We start from the raw sequence: 18,581 nt of genomic DNA on the forward strand, positions 1-18,581 counted from the left end.
GGGTGGAACGAAAAAGGCGCGCGACCCGGGAGGATCGCGCGCCCTGTCGGGTCATGCGCTCGCTTACAGCGGCAGGCGGAAGGTGACGGCGCCCACGTGGCTGTCGGCCGAGTCTCCGAAACGGCCGCGATAGCCGATGTTCATGGTCACCGGACCGAGGTCGGCGTCGACGCCCGCCGAGGCGATCAGGGAGCCGCCGAACGGATCCTCGATGTCGCGCGAGAGAATCTTCGCCGGATTAACGGTGATGCCGGTGCGGACGGCGTCGCTGCTGTCGCCGAAGGAGTCGCGATAGCCGCCCTCGACGTAGAAGCTGAAGCCGTCGCCTCCGCCCTCGGCCCTCAGGGAGACCTCTCCGCTGGCCGCCTGGACGGTGCGGTCCTGGTATTCGTACTGCGCGGCCACGCCCTGTTCGGTGTAGCCGTTCACGTCGGTCGAGACGAAGCTGACCGCCGCGCGCGGCGAAAGGCCGATTCCGCCCATGTCGAACCAGACGCCGCCCTGGAGGCGGGCGCCGATACTTCCGCCATCCGTCTCGCCGGTGTGGACGATGGGGGCCAGCGAGGTGATGCGCGTGATGTCGTCATACTGGTCGATCGAGCCGCCGACCGTGGCGTTCACGAACATGGAGCCCGAGCGCCACCCGGCGAAGGCGTCGAAGGCGAAGGATTCGACGTCGAACGCCATGGCGCCGGCGTCAACCTCGGTGTTGCGCCAGGTGGCGGTGAAGCCCATCCGCGTGCTGGCGGACGCCACGTGGTCCAGACCGGCGCGGACGCCCCAGCCGGTCGCATCCGCGGACGCGACGCTGCCGCGGGCGTCGGTTTCGACGCTGTCGGCGATGGCGCCGAACGTCAGGCGGGTGCCGGCTTCCCATGCGGCGCGTCCCGAAAGCCCCTCGCTGGAGAGATCCAGGAGATCCTCCCGCTGGCGGAAGCCGGTCTCGGCCTGGACGGTCGACTGGGCGCCGATGTCGCCATAGTAGAGGTAGTCATTGGCCAGGCGGGCCAGAAGCTGGTGCCCCGCGGCGGTCGGGTGAACGCTGTCCCAGTAGAGATAGGTGCCGGGCGTCGCGCAGACGGTCACGCCGTTGAAACAGGCGTCCCGCGCATTGGTCAGGCCGAACGCGCCCGGACTGCCGGCCAGGGTCGCGCCGATCTTGTACAGGTCCATCAGGATGATGTTGGTCCCCGGGCGGGCGGCGGCCGTGGTCATCAGGCCGCTGAGCAAGGCGCCGTTGAACTGGGTGCCGGCGTAGTCCGCCAGCGCCGCCGCGGGTGCGCCCGGGCCCTGGTTGAACTGCGGCGTCAGGGCCAGGTTGGGCAGGTTCGAAACGAGGATCGTGCCGGCACCGGCGCCGGCCACGCTGTTGACGATGAAGTTGATGTCCGCCGCGGCCGACAGGGCCACGGGCTGGATGGCGCCGGTCGGGTTGGCCGAGGCTCCCGCCGCCGGGACGGCCTGGAAGATGTTGTTGGCGCCCCCGAGAACGCTGACCAGATCATTGGCGCCGAAGACGCCGCCGCCGCTGGTGTACTGCAGCAGCTGGTTGCGCATGCCGGGCGGGAAGGCGGATGAATCGGTGCGGGCGCCGCCGTAGGCGTAGTTGATGCTGCCCGTGCGCGGCGCGCCGGCGGCCGATCGGCCGGCGTTGAAGCCCAGCAGTTCGGTGAATACGGGGCCGTTCGAGAACCGGCCCTGGAAATAGGGCGGCGACGCCGGTTGGGTGTTGCCGGTGGCGGCATACAGGTTGCCGTTGTCGCTCAGGCTGTCGCCGAACACGACCAGGCGGCTGTAGCTCTGGGCGCTGGCGGCCGAGGCCATGGCGCCGGCGGCGGCGATCGTCAGTGCGGCAAGCGCCGCGCTGCGCAGGAAACGAGACATCGATGATCCTCCCTCGGCCGTCATCATGCGACCGTTGAGGGCAGTGTGCGCCGGTTTCGCGTCGGCGCAAGATGCCGTCAGGGAAGGTTTCAGTGCAGCATTCTGAAACGCAGTGTTCCGGCAACACTCTTCAGGGCGCGGAGGGCGTCCGGATCGTAGTCTCGGTCGACGTCGGTGATGACATAGCCGGTGCGTTCGTCGGTCTTCAGATGCTGGCCGAGAATGTTCAGGCCGGCGGCCGCGAGTTCGCGGTTCAGCTCGGCGAGGACGCCGGGCTGGTTGCGGTGGATGTGCAGGATGCGGTGCGCGCCCGTCACCTCGGCCAGCTGCACATTCGGCAGGTTGACGCAGAAGGTGGTGTCGCCGCGATTCAGATAGGCCAGCAGCCGTTCGGCGGCGAATTCGCCGATGGCTTCCTGGGCCTCCTCGGTCGAGCCGCCGATGTGGGGCGTCAGGATGACGTTGGGCAGGCCGCGCAGGGGGCTGTCGAAGGGGTCGGCGTTGGTCGCCGGCTCGTCGGGAAAGACGTCGATGGCCGCGCCGCCGATGCGGCCCGCGCCCAGCGCCTGGGCCAGGGCGCCGATGTCGACGACATGGCCGCGCGACAGGTTCACCAGCAGGGCGCCCGGCTTCATTTTCGCCAGGCGCGCGGCGTCGATCAGGGCAGTGTTGTCGGTCCGGCCGTCGACATGCAGGCTGACCACGTCGCTCTCGGCCAGAAGAGCGTCCAGCGAGGCCATGCGGCGGGCGTTGCCGAGGGCCAGCCGCTCGGTCAGATCGTGGAAGATCACCCGCATCCCCAGCCCTTCGGCCAGGACCGACAGCTGCGAGCCGATGGCGCCGTAGCCGACGATGCCGAGGGTCTTGCCGCGCAGCTCGCGCGAGCCGGTCGCCGACTTGTTCCATTCGCCGCGATGCATGGCGGCGGACTTGTCGGCCACGTCGCGCATCAGGGCGATGGTCAGACCGACCGCCAGCTCGACCACCGAGCGGGTGTTGGAATAGGGGGCGTTGAACACGGCGACGCCGCGGGCGGCGGCGGCCTCGAGGTCGATCTGGTTGGTGCCGATGCAGAAGGCGGCGATGGCCATCAGCCGCGGCGCGGCCTCCAGCACGCGGGCGCTGACCTGGTTCTTGGAGCGCAGGCCCAGCACATGGACGCCCTGCAGGGCCTCGATCAGGGCGTCCTCGTCGAGGGCCCCCTTCAGGGTCTCGACCGAATAGCCGGCCTCGTGCAGCCGTTCGACGGCGGCGGGGTGGATGTTCTCCAGCAGCAGGATGCGGATGCGGGCGCGGGGGTAGGACCAGCGGCCGGCCAGGCCCTCGGCGTGGAGGAATTCGTCCATCGACGGGGAGACGACATCCGCGGCGGCGACGACGCGGTCGCGGCGGACAATCTCGGTGAAGGCGTGGAAGCGGTCGGCGGCGCCTGACAGGCGGACCTCGGCGTCGGTCCATCCGTCGCCGACCATGACGACGGGCGCGGGGAGGGCCAGGGCGCGCACGGCGACCGACTTGCCGCCGGCGTGGGCCAGCGGATTGTCCGCGTCCACGCCGGTGACGCGGCCTTCGGCGTCGTAGGTCAGGTCGTTGCACAGCACCCGGTCCGGCGCGATGTGAAGGTGTTCGGCCAGGGGGGCGATGATCTCGCGGAAGCCGCCTGACAGGATGACGATGCGGTCGGCGTTCTCGCGGAAGAAGCGCAGGTTCCGGCGGACCGACGGCGTGCCTTCGTCGAGGATGCGGCCCGCCAGTTCGGCGACGTGGGACCGGGTCAGGGGCAGGAGCTCAAGGCGGCGGCGGAGGGCCTCGCCGAAGGGCATGTCCCCGGTCATGGCCTGATCGGTCAGGCGCACGATCTCGGCGCGGACCGCCCCGGCGTCGGGCGCGCCGGCCAGGGCGATGTCGGCCAGGGCCTCGAGCGTCTCGATCCGGACGAGGGTGGAATCGAAGTCGAAGACGTAGGTCGCCGGATCAGCCATGGGGGGAGCTTGGCTCACCTTCGCAGTTGCAGCAATGGGCCGGGCGGGTTCGAAAAAATACAGTCCAGACCGTCCAGCTCGTCCAAATGAAAAGCGCCGGCCGCCCGGCGAGGGACGACCGGCGATCATGCTGGCAGGCAGCTACGTCGGATTCGGACGCAGACGTCAGAATTTGCCGAGGCTGCGCAGGCGGCTGTCGGGACGACGGGCGTCCATGGCGGCGGCGCCGATGGCGGCGGCGATGGTCAGAAGGGCGAGGGCCGCGCCGCCTTCACGGGCGTGATCCCTGGCGTAGGCGCCGGCGTCGTGCGCGTACCGGCGCGCGGTCTTGCCGTGTTTCTTCAAGGCCTTGCGCGAAGAATGTCGTGCGCCGTGCAGGATCTGCTCGCCACGATGGCGGGCTTCGCCGCTGAAGTCGGACGCGCGCTCGCCGGCGTCGCTGAGGCCATGGCGCACCGTTTCGGCAAGATCGCCGAAGCGGTCGCGCAGGGCGTCCGTGTCGACCCAGCCGCGCGGGTCGAAACGACCGCGCAGGCGCTCATAGCGGGTGGGACCCGAACGCTGGTTCAACAGCACGGCTGCGATGCCGATGCCGGCCAGGATGGCGACGACGCCGCCGGTGATTCCCGGGTGTTTGCGGACTTCGGCGAGGGCGGAGAACTGGCGGACCATGGGATAGTGAACCTCTTCATCGAGGCCGTCGTCGTTCGGGTCGTAGAGCCCGTCGTCAAACGGCTGATACGCGGAACCCCTGTCCCGCATCATGACAGGAGCGAACCGCGCCAGAAGTGGTTCCGCCAGACCCGGGAGGGCGGAATAGAAGCTGGCGATCAGCCGCCCGCCGCCCCCGACCGTGATCTCGCGGATCGGATGGCTGGCGCAATACAGGATGGTGTCGGCGACCACATGGGTGGCGTAGACGGGCTGGGGGTTCTGCACCGCCTGACCCGTCAGGTTGCGGGCGTGCTTGTTGTAGGGCGTGTCGATCGCCGAGGGCTTGACCAGCGACAGGGTGATCGGCGCCTGTTCGCGCATCAGCTCCATGCGGAAGGCGTTGGTGAAGCCCTTCACCGCGTGCTTCGAGGCCGAATAGACGCCCTGCACCGGAATCGGCGCGTCCGACAGGGTCGAGCCGACATTGACGATGGCCCCGCCGCCCGGCCGTTCGCGCAGGTGGTCGGCGGCGATCATCGAGCCGTTGACCACGCCCCAGTAGTTGGTCTCGAACAGCCGCCGCTGATCCTCCAGCGTCGTCGCGCGGATATTGCCGAAGATCGAGACGCCGGCGTTGTTGATCCAGGTGTCGAAGCCGCCGAACAGACGCACGCATTTCTCCGCCGCCCCGGCCAGGGCGTCGTAGTCGGCCACGTCGGCGACGGCCCAGGCGGCGCGGGCGCCCGTGCCCTGAAGCTCTTCGGTCAGGGCCTTAAGGTCGTTTTCGCCGCGCGCGATCAGAAACACGCAGGCCCCCGCCTTCGCCGCCCGCCGCGCGGTCGCCAGGCCGACGCCGGAGGTGGCCCCGGTGATGACGATGGCTTGCTGGTTCAGGGGCTTGAGGGTCGCTTTGGTCATGAAACCGCCGGGTCTGTGCGCTTGGATCGGGCCTTGAACGAACGGGGCCGAGACCCCGCCGGTTCCTGCTGTAGCATGCAGGTCTTACCATTCGCGATGGCCGCGCCTATCTGACGGCGCTTCCGCACAATCGCTCTTTCCGAGGACCGCCCGTGACCGATCACGCGCATACGTCGCCCGCCAACCCCGCCGACGATCTGGCGGCCGCCTTCCAGATCGAGGGCTGGCCCGTGCGTGGGCGTCTGGTGCGGCTGGGCGAAACCATCGACGCCATCCTGTCGGCCCATGACTATCCGGAACCCGTCGCGGCCCTGCTCGGCGAGGCCTGCGCCCTGGCGGCCCTGGTCGGGTCGAGCCTGAAGTTCGAGGGCCGGCTGATCGTCCAGGCCCAGGGCGACGGGCCGGTGCGCTACGTCGTCGCCGACTATGACACCCAGGGGCATATGCGCGGCTATTGCCGCTTCGACGAGGCCGAGGTCGCCGCGGCGTCGCAGGGCTTCGCCCGGCCGGGGGCGCGCTCGCTGCTGGGGCAGGGGGTGTTCGTGATGACGCTGGATCGCGGGCCTGATTTCGAGCGGACCCAGGGGATCACGCCGATCGAGGGCGAGAGCCTGTCGCTGGCCGCCGAACACTATTTCCAGCAATCCGAGCAGATCCCGACCAAGGTCCGTCTGTCGGTCGGTTCGATCACCACGGACGCGGGCACGGGCTGGCGGGCCGGCGGGGCGCTGATCCAGTTGATCGCGGGCGACGAGGCGCGCGGCTCGACCGAGGAGGCGTGGGACCGGTCGCGGGCCCTGTTCCAGACGCTGGGCGACGACGAGCTGCTGGACCCGACGATCACGCCGGAGACCCTGCTGTTCCGCCTGTTCCACGAGGACGGCGTGCGGCTGGAGGACGCCCGCGCGCTGGTGGCCCAATGCCGCTGCTCGCACGCCCGCATCGCCGGAATGCTGACGTCGTTCAAGGCCGAGGAGCGGGCCGAGATGGTCGAGGCCGACGGCAAGATCCGCGTGACCTGCGAATACTGCGCCACGGTCTATGCGCTGGAGCCGGAAGAGATCACGGTCAGCGAAGGCTAGGTCCCGGCCCCGGCACGACCGGCGGCGAGGCCGTGCTGGGTCCCAGGGCCAGGACGCCGTCATAGGCGCCGTCATCAGTCGGCTCGAGGCGCACGCCTCGAAGGTCGATGTCGACGACGGCGCGTGACGGATTGGTTCCGCATGCAGACTGGCAGTTCCATTCCGTGCCGCCCTGCTGCGCCACCTTGAGCGTCAGGACATCGGCGGCGGGCAGGTGGCCGGCGGCGGGAACGCCGACATCGGGGAAGCGGGGGAAACCGGTCTTGCGGGCATGCAGGTTGCCGACGAGGACCAGCACCTTCGACTGCGGCCGGGCGTAGATCGCTCCTGCCAGCGCATGGCCCATGTCGAGTTCGTACCAGGCCTGCGTCAGGTCGCGCTGGCGGGGCGTGGAAGGCTGGAAGGCGTGAAAGGCTACATCGCGTCCATCCGCGCGAAGCTGGCGGACGGACAACAGCATGGCCAGCATGGCCTGGCTGCTGCGGCCGTCGTTCATGCGCGGGTTCAGGAAATGGGTGCCGGACAGCGCCTCGACCGCCGTGGCCTCGTCGGGCGCGGCCAGGAAGGCGTCCAGCTGCGGCTGCATGACCGTCGGCAGTTCGAGGGCGATCGTGACCGGCCCTTTTTCGGCCGCCGCGCACGCCATCTGCGCGAACGCGGCCGGGGTCTCGACCGTGCCGTGGCTTTCGCCCACGACAATGTAGCGCTGCGGCATTGCGAGAAGGGCGTCAGTCCCCGCCGGCGGAGAACAGTCGGCGGGCTGCGCGGCCAGCAGGCTGGCGGCGGCGAACAAGGCGATCATCGAAGCCCCCGGTTGATCCACGCCCCTACCGGCGCGTGTGCAGAAGGCTGGGCGATTGTGGCGGGCGCGTGGCCCTCCTCAGTACGCCAAGGCAATGCCGTCTTTCCGCATCTCCGTCGCCGCGCCGTAGGTCCAGGGGCCGCGTCCGTTGGTCTGGCGCACCACGTTCTGGTAGCCGCCGAAGCCGCCGTTGGGACCGCCCAACACCCAGCCCATGGCCTCCAACCGCGCCTTCGAAGCCGCCGGGACGCCGGTTTCCAGATGCAGCACACCGACGCCCTCGGACGGATGGCCGGTGGGTTCGGACGAGCCCTCGTGCTGCCAGCGCGGGCTGTCGCCGGCTTCCTGCGGGTCGAGGCCGTAGTCGACCATGTTGATTATGATCTGGGCCTGCCCTTGCGGCTGCATGCCGCCGCCCATGACGCCGAAGGCCATCCACGGCTCGCCGCCCTTGCAGGCGAAGCCGGGGATGATGGTGTGGAAGGGGCGCTTGCCCGGGGCGTAGACGTTGGGGTGGCCGTCGGTCAGGGCGAACAGCTCGCCGCGGTCCTGGAACATGAAGCCGAGGGTCGAACCGTCGGGGCCGTCGGGGACCAGGCCCGAGCCCATGCCGCGATAGTTGGACTGGATCCAGCTAACCATCATGCCGTCCTTGTCGGCGACGCTGAAATAGGTGGTGTCGCCCTGGGTCGGGGCGTCGCCGGGGAAGGCGCGGTCCATGACCCGGTCGGGCCGGATCAGGCGCGCGCGTTCGGCCGCGTAGGCTTTCGAGTTCAGCCATTCGACCGGGGTGCGACTGAAGCGGTCGTCGGCGAACCATTTGGCCCGGTCCTCGAACGCCAGCCGCTTGGCCTCGGCCTGGTGGTGGATCGAGGCGGCGGACTGGAAGCCCATGCCCTTGAGGTCGAAATTCTCGCAGATGTTAAGGATCTGGTTGGTCGACAGGCCCTGGGTGTTGGGGCCGAGGCCATAGACATCGACGCCGCGATAGTCGGTGCGGATCGGCTCGACCCATTCGGTGCGATGCGGGGCCAGATCGGCCTTCGTCATCCAGCCGCCGATGCGGCGGAAATAGCGTTCGATGTGGTCGGCGATCGCCCCCTCATAGAAGGCGTCGCGGCCGCCCTCGGCGATCAGGCGATAGGTGCGGCCCAGGTCGGGGTTGGCGAAGACCTCGCCGACCGCCGGGGTGCGGCCGTCGCGGGCGTAGACCTTCCTGCGGTTGTCGTTCTCCTCGATGATCGCGGCGCGGCGATCGAAATTGGCCATGTTGCGCTCGAGATACCAGGCGATCAGCTGGGGCATGGGCACGCCCTCCTCGCACAGCTCGGCGACCGGCAGCAGGACGTCCTTCCACGGCAGCTTGCCGTAGCGCTGATGGGCGCTCCACCAGGCGTCGACCGTGCCGGGGACGTTGACGGTGACCGCGCCGTAGGGGGGCAGGTAGCCGTCCTCGGCCTTCCTCGACCGCGCCGTCTCCAGCGACAGGCCGCGGGGGCTGTTGCCCGAGCCGTTGAAGCCGACGACCTTCCGCTGCGCCGGGTCCCACAGCATGCAGAAGGCGTCGCCGCCGATGCCGTTGGCGGTGGGCTCCAGGAAGCCGAGGGCGGCGTTGATGGCGATGGCCGCGTCAATGGCCGAGCCGCCGCGCCTCAGGGTGTCGATGCCGATCAGGGTGGCGCGCGGATGGGCCGTGGCGGCGGCGCCGTGCGCGCCCCAGACGGTCGAGCGGCCGACGAACTGGACGCCGCTGTTGCGGTTGCCGGGGCCGACGCCGGCGTAGGGGTCGGCAGGCGCGGTCTGGCGGGGAGGGGCGGCGGTTGCGGCAGGAGCGCCGGCGGTCGCTGCACCTGCTCCGGCGAGGAGAGCGGCTGCGGGGAGGGTCGAAAGGAAGGTGCGGCGGCGCATGGGCGAGGCTCCCTGAACTGAGAAGGGGACCCTAGCGGGTTCGGGTGCGGAAGGAAGTGCAACTGCCGTTTCAGCCGTCGTCATCCCGGCGAAGGCCGGGACCCAGCGGCGCCGGAGCGAAGCGGAGGCGACGAGTCAGCCTGGGTTGGCGTGACAGGTTCGCGCTCTCGCGCGCCGCTGGGTCCTAGGGTCCGCTGCGCCCCCCCCGGGATGACGACAGCAGTGGTTACCCGCCCAGATCCAGCGAATAGCCCGCCGACCGCACCGTGCGGATCGGGTTGACCGTGCCCTCGACGTTCAGGGCCTTGCGCAGGCGGCCGACGTGGACGTCGACCGTGCGGGCCTCGACGTAGACGTCACTGCCCCAGACGGCGTCCAGCAGCTGTTCGCGGCTGAACACCCGGCCCGGGTGCTGCATCAGGTGGTCCAGCAGGCGGAATTCGGTGGGGCCGAGGTGGATCTCGTTGCCGGCGCGGCGGACGCGGTGGGCGACGCGGTCGATGACGATGTCGCCGTGGTTGATGCGGTCGTCGGCCAGACCGGGCCGGATGCGGCGCAGGACGGCGCGGATGCGGGCGATCAGCTCCGACATCGAGAAGGGCTTGGTCAGATAGTCGTCGGCGCCGGTGTCGAGGCCGCGGATGCGGTCGCTTTCCTCGCCGCGCGCGGTCAGCATGATGATCGGCAGGTTGCGCGTCTCGGCGCGGCCCCGGATGCGGCGGCAGACCTCGATGCCCGACAGCTTGGGCAGCATCCAGTCCAGAAGGACCAGATCGGGCAGGCGTTCGTCGATCTGGAGCATGCCCTCCTCGCCGTCGGCGGCGACGACGACGCGATAGCCTTCCTTTTCGAGATTGTACGAGAGCAAGGTCGCCAGGGCGTCCTCGTCTTCCATCACCAGAACATAAGGCTGCACGTCGAACTCTCCGGTCAGGCGGTCGTCGTCGGGTCGGTGGCGTCAGCGGGGTCGGGATTCCAGCGGGGGCGTTCGCCGGTGAATTCCTGACCCGTGATCTCGTAGTAGATGGTTTCGGCGATGTTGGTGGCGTGATCGCCGATGCGCTCGAGGTTCTTGGCCATGAACAGCAGGTGGGTGCCCGCCGTGATCGTGCGCGGATCGCCCATCATGTAGGTCAGCAGTTCGCGGAACAGGGCGTTGTAGTGCTCGTCCACCTCGTCATCGGTGTTCCAGACGGCGACCGCGCGGTCGACCTCGGCGGCGGCGTAGGCGTCCAGCACGTCGCGCAGGCGCATGGAGACCAGCTTGCCCATCCGCTCGATCGACCGGGTCAGCGGCGGCATCGGATCGCCCTCGGCCAGGATCAGGCCGCGCTTGGCGATGTTCTTGGCGAGGTCGCCGGTGCGCTCGAGATCCACCGCCAGCTTCATCGAGGCCAGGGTGCGGCGCAGGTCCGAGGCCACCGGCTGGCGCAGGGCGATCAGGCGGATGGCCTTGCGCTCGATGTCGCGGTGCATGGCGTCGAGCCTGGCGTCCCGGTCGACCACGGCGCGGGCCAGGGCGATGTCGCGGCGGGCGACGGAATCGACGGCGTCGGCGACCTGGGCCTCGGCCAGACCGCCCATGCGGGCGACCTCGGCGGTCAGCTGGTTCAGTTCGTCGCCATAGGCCTTGACGGTGTGCTGGTTCATCAGCCGAACCTTCCGGTGATGTAGTCCAGGGTGCGCCGCTCGCGCGGGTTGGTGAAGATGTCCTCGGTGTCGCCGGTCTCGATCAGGCGGCCCATGTGGAAGAAGGCGGTGCGCTGGCTGACGCGCGCGGCCTGGGCCATGGAGTGGGTGACGATGACGATGCAGTAGCGCTCGCGCAGCTCGTCGATCAGTTCCTCGATCTTGGCGGTGGCGATCGGGTCCAGGGCCGAGCAGGGCTCGTCCATCAGGATGACCTCAGGCTCGACGGCGATGGCGCGGGCGATGACGAGGCGCTGCTGCTGGCCGCCGGACAGGCCGGTGCCGGGCGAGTGCAGGCGGTCGGCGACCTCTTCCCACAGGCCGGCGCGCTTCAGCGAGGCCTCGACCACGACATCGAGCTCGGCTTTCGACGCGGCCAGGCCATGGATGCGGGGGCCGTAGGCGACGTTCTCGTAGATGGTCTTGGGGAAGGGATTGGGCTTCTGGAACACCATGCCGACCCGGGCGCGCAGCAGGACGGGATCGACCGATTTCGCGTTGATGTCCTCGCCGTCCATCTCGATGCGGCCCGTGACCCTGGCCCCCGGAATGGTGTCGTTCATGCGGTTCATGGTCCGCAGGAAGGTCGACTTGCCGCAGCCCGACGGGCCGATCAGGGCGGTGACGGTCTTGTCAGGGATGTCCAGCGAGACGTCATGGAGCGCCTGCTTGCCATTGTAGAAGACCGAGACGTCGCGCGCGGCGATCTTGGTCGGGCCGACGGGGCCCGAGCTGTGGATGACCGGCGGCGCGGCCATGACCGGCGTTTCGGCGGGCGCGCCGCCCTCGGCGCCGTCGGGGGCGCGGAAGAGGTTGAATTTCATCGGGCTACCACCGGCGTTCGAAGCGCCGGCGCAGGAAGATGGCGGCGGCGTTCATGACGATCATGAAGGCGAGAAGGACAAGGATGGCGGCCGCCGTGCGCTCATGGAAGGCGCGCTCGGAAGCGTTTTCCCAGATGTAGACGAGAGAGGGCAGGGCGCCGCTGGGTTCGCCGACGCTGTGCGGTATGCCGGGAATGAAGCTGACCATGCCGATCAGCAGCAGGGGGGCGGTTTCGCCGAGCGCATGGGCCATGGAGATGATGGCGCCGGTCATCACGCCCGGCATGGCCAGGGGCAGGGTGTGATGGAAGACCGTCTGGGTCTTCGACGCGCCCATGGCCAGGGCGGCCTCGCGGATCGACGGCGGCACCGCCTTCAGCGACGAGCGGGTGGCGATGATGATGGTCGGGAGCGCCATCAGGGCCAGGACCAGACCGCCGACCAGCGGGCTGGCGCGCGGCAGGTGCATCCAGTTGATGAACAGGGCCAGGCCCAGCAGGCCGTAGATGATCGACGGCACGGCGGCGAGGTTGTTGATATTGACCTCGATCAGGTCGGTGATCCGGCCGCGCGGCGCGAATTCTTCCAGATACAGGGCCGCGCCGACGCCGAGCGGAATGGCGATGAAGGCGGTGACCAGCAGCATCAGGGCCGAGCCGACCACCGCGCCCAGCACCCCGGCCAGTTCCGGCTCGGTGGAGTCGCCCTTGGTGAACAGGCCGCTGTTGAAGTGGGCGGCCACGGCGCCCGAAGCCTTCATCCGGTCGAGCCAGCCGATCTGTTCATCGGTCAGGCGGCGCTGGTCGGCGGGCGTGTCGCGCGAGATCTCGCCCTTGAAGAACAGGTCGGCGTCGTCGGACACGGGCGCGGCGATCGGCACGGTCTGGCCGATCAGGTTCGGATTGGCCTGGATGCGGGCGGCGGCGGCGAACTTCAGTTCCGAGGAGAACAGGCTGCGCATCGCGGCGGCTTTCGAGCCCTGGGCGTCGTCGGCGACGCCGAGACGGGCGAGTTGCTGTTCGGCGACCAGCAGTTCGAAATTCGTCCCCTGCGGATAGCCGCGGTCGACGCGGGCCGGGTCCATATAGACGGGGACGGTGATGGTGTGGGTGTAGAAGGCGGTGTGGCCCTGGTCGATGATCCGGCCCAGCAGCAGCAGCAGGAAGCCGACCGCCACGCCGATGGCCAGCAGGCCGTACAGCCGGAACCGGCCCTCGCGGGCGTAGCGGCGCTTGAGTCCGGCGCGCAGGCGTTCGGCGCGGATCGCGGGCGTGACGGTCGCGTCAGTCATACTGCTGCCGGTAGGTCTGGACGATGCGCTGGGCGATGATGTTCAGCGCCAGGGTCACCAGGAACAGGGTCAGGCCGAGGCCGAAGGCGGACAGGGTCTTGGGGCTGTTGAACTCCTGGTCGCCGGTCAGAAGGGTGACGATCTGGACGGTCACGGTGGTGACGGTGTCCAGCGGGTTCAGGGTCAGGCGCGCGGCGAGGCCGGCGGCCATGGTCACGATCATGGTCTCGCCGATGGCCCGCGACATGGCCAGCAGCATGGCGCCGGCGACGCCGGGCAGGGCGGCCGGCAGAAGCACGCGCTTTACCGTCTCGGACTTCGTCGCGCCCATGGCGTAGGACCCGTCGCGCAGCGACTGGGGCACGGCGTTGATGATGTCGTCCGACAGGGAGCTGACGAAGGGGATCAGCATGATGCCCATGACCATGCCGGCGACCAGGGCCATCTGGTTCTGCACCAGCATCAGATACTGGCCGAGCCCGTCCAGCGGACCGCCGGCCAGCATGGCGCCGATCTCGTTGAAGAAGACCCGGAACGCCGGGCCCACGGTCAGGGCGGCGAAGAAGCCGTAGACCACGGTCGGCACGCCGGCGAGGATTTCCAGCACCGGCTTGACCACGGCGCGGAACGTCGGCCCGGCGTACTCCGACAGGTAGATGGCCGAGAACAGGCCCACCGGGGCAGCCACGGCCATGGCGATGAGCATGATCAGGAAGGTGCCCGCGAACAGCGGCAGCGCCCCGAAGGCGCCGGTCGATCCCACCTGGTCGGCGCGGATGGCGGTCTGCGGGCTCCACTGGGTCCCGAACAGGAATTCGGCGATCGGCACCGAGGCGAAGAACCGTATCGAGTCGTAGACCAGCGAGGCGATGATGCCGACGGTGGTCAGGATGGCCACGACCGAGCAGACGAACAGCAGGCCGACAATCCAGCCCTCGACCCGGTTGCGGGCGCGCATGCCGGGCCGGATCTGGCTGAAGACGAACAGGGCGCCGAGCAGCCCGGCCAGGACGGCGGCGGCTCCGGCGCCGATATCCAGCATCAGGGCGATGCGGGCGGCGCGCCGGCCCTCGGCGGGCAGGAGCTCGGCATAGGGCGCCGGCCAGATCTGCACTGCCGGACGGCCGGCGCCGACGGAACGGGCGTCGGCGAAGAAGGCCTCGCGCCGGAACGGCTCAAGCTGCTGGACCGCCTCGGGCGCGCCGGAAGCGGTCAGCGACTGCTCGACCGGGCCGGAGAAGACGGAGGCGGCCAGCAGGATCGCCAGGGCCGGGACCACCGTCCAGATCAGGGCGTAGGCGCCGTGCTGGCCGGGACGGGAATGCGGCCGCTGACCCTCGCCACGACGACGCGCCATCGCCCGGCCGCCGACATAGGCGGCGACGGCTGCGGCGATCAGGATCGGCAGGAAAAGCCAGGTCATGGACGTCCGTGACAGCGGGAATCAGAACGGCCCGGTCCCCCGGTTCGCCCCGCCGCGATAACTGCCCCCGAATGGTCAGCGGATTACGACGGGTGAATGACAGTTCTGTTACGCTGCAGAGGTCTTCGGGGCGGTTCTGTCATACGATCGTCGCTCCGCGGGGCGCGGCGAGAGGGAAATAGGCCGTGAAGACAGCGCCCTGGCCCGGGGCGCTCTCGACCGTCAGGCCGCCGCGATGGCGATTGACGATGTGTTTGACGATCGCCAGGCCCAGACCCGTGCCCTGGCGTTCGCCGCTCTTCTGGCCCTCGACGCGGTAGAAGCGCTCGGTCAGCCGGGGCAGGTGTTCCCGCGCCAGGCCGGGGCCATGGTCGCGCACGGTGACGGCGGTGTAGCGCTGGCCGGTTTCCCGATCGGGCGTGACCAGCGGCAACCGGGTCGCCCCCTCGCCGCGATTGCCCCCGGACCAGGGCGCCGACGCCTCGTCCAGGGTGATGTCGGGCCGGATGACGATCTCGACCGTCCCGCCCGAGGGCGAATATTTGACGGCGTTGTCGACCAGGTTCTGGACGACCTGAAGAATCTCGTCGCGATCTCCATGCACCGGCGCGCTCATCTCCCGGTCCTGCAGGTTCACGGTCACGGCGCGGTCGGCCGACAGCACGCTGACCGCATCGACGACGTCGGCGGCGGCGCGGGCCAGGTCGACCCGGCCCCCGGGCGGAATGTGCTCGTTCAGCTCGATGCGGCTCAGCGACAGAAGGTCGGCGACCAGCCGGCTCATGCGGTCGGCCTGGGTGGCCATGATGTCGAGGAATTTGTCGCGCGCCTTGGGATCGTCCCGGGCGTGGCCCTTCAGCGTCTCGATGAAGCCGGACAGCGAGGCCAGCGGCGTCTTCAGCTCGTGGCTGGCGTTGGCGAGGAAGTCGACCCGCATCAGCTCCATGCGCCGCACATCGGTCTCGTCGCGCAGCACCAGCAGCGCCAGGCTGCGGTCGTCGGACGAGGGCAGGGGGCGGGTCAGGGCGCGCCAGTGCCGCGTCTGGGCTCCGACACCGGCGTAGTCGGTGGTGCGGGTCAGGCCGCCGAACAGGGCCTCGTCCACCGCCTCCAGCACCGCGGGATCGCGCAGCACGGGCACCAGCAGGGCGCCCTCGGTCTGGATGCGCAGCAGGTCGCGGGCGGCGGTGTTGGCCAGCACGATGCGGCGGCCCGCGATGTCGTCCGCCTCGCCGCCCGACACCACCAGGACCGGGTCGGCCAGGGCCTCGAAGACGCTGTCCAGCAGAAGCCGGTCCGGGCGCGGCTCCTGGGCCTCGGCCTGGTCCACGGGTCCGGCTTCGACCGGGGTCCGACGGTGGATCATCCACGTCGTCAGACCGACCAGGGCCGCGGCCCCGAACAGCCAGGCCGCCGCCGCCGGCTGAAGAACCGCTGCGCCCAGCAGGGCGATGATGGCGATGCCGGCGCTGGCGCCGACCGTCCACAGCCGGGATCCGGACCGGGGGGCGACGGGAGAGGATGAGACTTCGTAGGGCATTCACGCTTTCGCCGGCGGGGACTTGTACCCCGCGAACATGACACGGAATTCATGACAGCGGGGCGCCGATGGCCCCCGCGACGGGTTGTCAAACATCCTTTACACTCCTATCCCTGAGGGCGACAGACTGGATAAGGCCGGAGGGGATCATGGCGGCGGCGTTGACGCTGGAAGGCGTAAGCAAACGGTACGGGGATTTCCAGGCCGTCAAAGACCTGAGCTTCGAGGTCGAGAAGGGCACGATCTGCGGCTTCCTGGGCCCGAACGGGGCCGGCAAGACCTCGACCATCCGGATGATTCTGGGGTTGCAGGGCGTCAGCGCCGGCCGGATCGAGATCCTCGGCGCCGACGACGGGCGCAAGGTGCGGGACCGCATCGGCTTCCTGCCGGAGGAGCGCGGCCTCTACAAGAAGATGACCCCCGTCGACGCCATCGCCTTCTTCGGTTCGCTGAAGGGCCTGCCGATCGGCGAGGGCCGCCGGCGCGCGAAGGAGATGCTGGACGCCCAGGGCCTGGGCGGCGCAAAGCGCAAGAAGATGAAGGAGCTGTCCAAGGGGATGGCGCAGAAGGTCCAGCTGATCGCCTCGGTGGTGCATCGCCCCGAGTTCGTCATTCTCGACGAGCCGTTCTCGGGCCTGGACCCCGTCAACCAGCAGGGTCTGGAAGCGGTCATCCGCGGCCTGGCGGCCGACGGCGCGACGGTGCTGTTCTCGACCCACGTGATGCAGCACGCCGAGCGGCTGTGCGACAAGGTCGTGCTGCTGGCCCGCGGCCGGAAGGCGTTCGAGGGCACGGTGAGCGAGGCGCGCGCGACCTCGAAGCGGTTCCTGGAGCTGGAAGGGGCCATCGATGCGGCCCAGGCGGCGACCCTGCCCGGCGTCACCGACGTCGAGGTGGTGTCCGACATCGACGGCGTGCGTGTGCTGAAGGCCGCGCTCGGTCGCGGCGGCAAGGGGCAGGAGGCGCTGAAGGCGGCCTTCCTCGGCGGGCTGGACGTGCGGCGGTTCGAGTTGCGCGAGCCCAGCCTGCATGACGCCTTCATCGGCCTGACCGGCGACAATCCCGACGTCGACCAATCCACGAAAGCCGCGGAGGCCGTCCGATGAACCGCACCCTGCTGATCGCGCGCCGCGAATACGGCGCCTATGCCCGCACCGTCGGCTTCTGGCTGTCGCTGCTGGCCTTCCCGATGTTCGCGGTTCTGGGCGGGGCGGTGCCGCTGATGATCCGGTCGTCCGAGCCGGTCCGGGTCGTGGCCGTGGTCGAGGAAGGACCGCAGGCCGCCGGCCTTGCGGCGGCGGTGCGCGACTCCCTGCGCAACGACGCCGAGCGGCGAAACGCGCGCGCCCGGGAAGCGGCCGGGAAGGCCGCCGCCTCGACCGGCGCCTCGGCCGATCCGGGCATGGCGCAGGGGGCGATGGCCAACCTGTCGCGGCCGAAGATGCGGCTGGTCGCGACGCCGACCGACATTTCCTCCCTGCCGGCCGGGCCCGGGCAGGACGCGGCCGTGCGCCGCCACATGACCGACGACACGCCCAAGGATCAGCGGCTGGACGCGGTGGTCTTCCTCAACCGGACGGACGGCAAGCCGACGGCGCGGGTCTGGACCGCGCGGGCCACCGACGACACGGTCGAGGACTTCATCCGCGACGCCCTGAACTCGGCCAATCGCAAGACGGTGTTCGAGGCCGCCGGCATCGACCCGGGCGTGGTCGACCAGACCGAGGCCTTCCGCGCCGACGTCAGCGTCTTCTCGCCCAAATCGGCCAGCGGCGGAGAGGTGTCGTTCCGCGACAAGCTGCCGGCCATCATCGGCCTCGGGGCCGGCTTCCTGTTGTGGTCGCTGATCATCACCGGGGCCTCGATCCTGCTGAACAGTGTGATGGAGGAGAAGTCGAACAAGATTCTCGAGGTGCTGCTGTCCTCGGCCTCGGCGACCGAAATCCTGACCGGCAAGGTGCTGGGCGTGGCGCTGCTGACGCTGACGGTGCTGGCGGCCTGGGGCGGGATCGGCGCGGCCGGGCTGTTCTGGTTCGCACCGGAGCAGGGCGGCATGGTCGGGGACATCCTGCTGAACGGCGGCATGCTGGCCTGGTTCGGCGCCTTCATGCTGGGCGGTTATCTGATGTATGCGGTCCTGTTCGCGGCCATCGGCGCCTTCTGCGAGACGCCGCGCGACGCCCAGACCCTGATGGGGCCGATCATGATGATCCTCGTCATTCCGATGATCACCATGCAGATGGCGCTGCAGACGCCGGACGCGCCGATGGTGCGGATCATGTCGTGGATCCCGTTCTTCACCCCCTTCCTGATGATCGCCCGCATGCCCTCCGACCCGCCGCTGATCGAGGTGATCGGGGCCATGGGCGGCATGTTCGCCTTCGCCCTGCTGATGGTGTGGATCGCCGGCCGCGCGTTCCGGGCGGGGGCGCTGTCGGACGTCAAGCTGAGCTGGAAGAGCTTCGCGGGCGCGGTCAGGGGCGGGCGGTAGGACTCAATACCTTCTCCCGAAAGGGAAGAAGGGCAGAATAGAAAAGGGCCGCTCCGGTTTCCCGGGGCGGCCCTTGATCTGTTCGTTCGGCTG

Annotated in this window: 14 protein-coding genes; 3 read left to right on the plus strand and 11 right to left on the minus strand. The window is 69.6% G+C overall.

Annotated features, from left to right (window positions below):
- Positions 1–63 precede the first annotated feature (63 nt).
- The 3 genes from ASD59_RS06375 to ASD59_RS06385 all read right to left on the minus strand — a co-directional run bounded on the left by ASD59_RS06375 (position 64) and on the right by ASD59_RS06385 (position 5,438).
- Entirely contained in the window at positions 64–1,884 is a 1,821-nt protein-coding gene (locus ASD59_RS06375) for an autotransporter domain-containing esterase (RefSeq protein WP_055830010.1), read from the minus strand.
- 89 nt (positions 1,885–1,973) lie between these two features.
- Positions 1,974–3,866, minus strand: coding sequence for a phosphoglycerate dehydrogenase (gene serA / locus ASD59_RS14760; RefSeq protein WP_055830012.1), 1,893 nt, complete (start codon positions 3,864–3,866; stop codon positions 1,974–1,976).
- Between the two features lie 165 nt (positions 3,867–4,031).
- Entirely contained in the window at positions 4,032–5,438 is a 1,407-nt protein-coding gene (locus ASD59_RS06385; RefSeq protein ID WP_055830014.1) for an SDR family oxidoreductase, read from the minus strand.
- 152 nt (positions 5,439–5,590) lie between these two features.
- On the opposite strand from ASD59_RS06385, the gene ASD59_RS06390 reads away from it, so the two are divergent.
- Complete coding sequence (locus ASD59_RS06390; protein WP_055830016.1) at positions 5,591–6,520, plus strand: Hsp33 family molecular chaperone; 930 nt, start codon at positions 5,591–5,593, stop codon at positions 6,518–6,520.
- Here ASD59_RS06390 and ASD59_RS06395 read toward each other — a convergent pair.
- The 8 genes from ASD59_RS06395 to ASD59_RS06430 form a co-directional block, all read right to left on the minus strand.
- Positions 6,507–7,322: a hypothetical protein gene (locus ASD59_RS06395; RefSeq protein ID WP_055830018.1), complete on the minus strand. Its 816-nt coding sequence runs from the start codon at positions 7,320–7,322 to the stop codon at positions 6,507–6,509. The genes ASD59_RS06390 and ASD59_RS06395 overlap by 14 nt on opposite strands.
- Before the next feature lie 78 nt (positions 7,323–7,400).
- The gene (locus ASD59_RS06400) at positions 7,401–9,230 is read right to left on the minus strand and encodes a gamma-glutamyltransferase family protein (protein ID WP_055830020.1); all 1,830 of its coding nucleotides are present in this window, start codon (positions 9,228–9,230) and stop codon (positions 7,401–7,403) included.
- 226 nt (positions 9,231–9,456) lie between these two features.
- Positions 9,457–10,146: a phosphate regulon transcriptional regulator PhoB gene (gene phoB / locus ASD59_RS06405; RefSeq protein ID WP_055830022.1), complete on the minus strand. Its 690-nt coding sequence runs from the start codon at positions 10,144–10,146 to the stop codon at positions 9,457–9,459.
- A 14-nt stretch (positions 10,147–10,160) separates the two neighbouring features.
- Positions 10,161–10,880 (minus strand): phosphate signaling complex protein PhoU, encoded by a 720-nt coding sequence (gene phoU, locus ASD59_RS06410; RefSeq protein WP_055830024.1) that lies wholly within the window; start codon positions 10,878–10,880, stop codon positions 10,161–10,163.
- A complete protein-coding gene (gene pstB, locus ASD59_RS06415) occupies positions 10,880–11,677 on the minus strand; it encodes a phosphate ABC transporter ATP-binding protein PstB (protein ID WP_082572622.1) in 798 nt (265 codons plus the stop codon). Before pstB ends, phoU begins: the two co-directional genes overlap by 1 nt.
- Before the next feature lie 70 nt (positions 11,678–11,747).
- Positions 11,748–13,034: a phosphate ABC transporter permease PstA gene (pstA, locus tag ASD59_RS06420; protein WP_055830028.1), complete on the minus strand. Its 1,287-nt coding sequence runs from the start codon at positions 13,032–13,034 to the stop codon at positions 11,748–11,750.
- Positions 13,027–14,457, minus strand: coding sequence for a phosphate ABC transporter permease subunit PstC (gene pstC / locus ASD59_RS06425; RefSeq protein WP_055830030.1), 1,431 nt, complete (start codon positions 14,455–14,457; stop codon positions 13,027–13,029). The genes pstA and pstC overlap by 8 nt, the downstream gene beginning before the upstream one ends.
- Before the next feature lie 139 nt (positions 14,458–14,596).
- Positions 14,597–15,997, minus strand: a complete 1,401-nt coding sequence (locus ASD59_RS06430; RefSeq protein ID WP_055830032.1) for a sensor histidine kinase — start codon at positions 15,995–15,997, stop codon at positions 14,597–14,599.
- A gap of 149 nt (positions 15,998–16,146) precedes the next feature.
- Here ASD59_RS06430 and ASD59_RS06435 point away from each other — a divergent pair, with 149 nt between their 5' ends.
- Together ASD59_RS06435 and ASD59_RS06440 are read left to right on the plus strand one after the other, a co-directional pair.
- A complete protein-coding gene (locus ASD59_RS06435) occupies positions 16,147–17,103 on the plus strand; it encodes an ABC transporter ATP-binding protein (RefSeq protein WP_055830035.1) in 957 nt (318 codons plus the stop codon).
- A complete protein-coding gene (locus tag ASD59_RS06440; RefSeq protein ID WP_055830037.1) occupies positions 17,100–18,488 on the plus strand; it encodes an ABC transporter permease in 1,389 nt (462 codons plus the stop codon). The genes ASD59_RS06435 and ASD59_RS06440 overlap by 4 nt, the downstream gene beginning before the upstream one ends.
- Positions 18,489–18,581 lie beyond the last annotated feature (93 nt).

The organism is Brevundimonas sp. Root608 (assembly GCF_001427825.1).
GTDB lineage: Bacteria > Pseudomonadota > Alphaproteobacteria > Caulobacterales > Caulobacteraceae > Brevundimonas.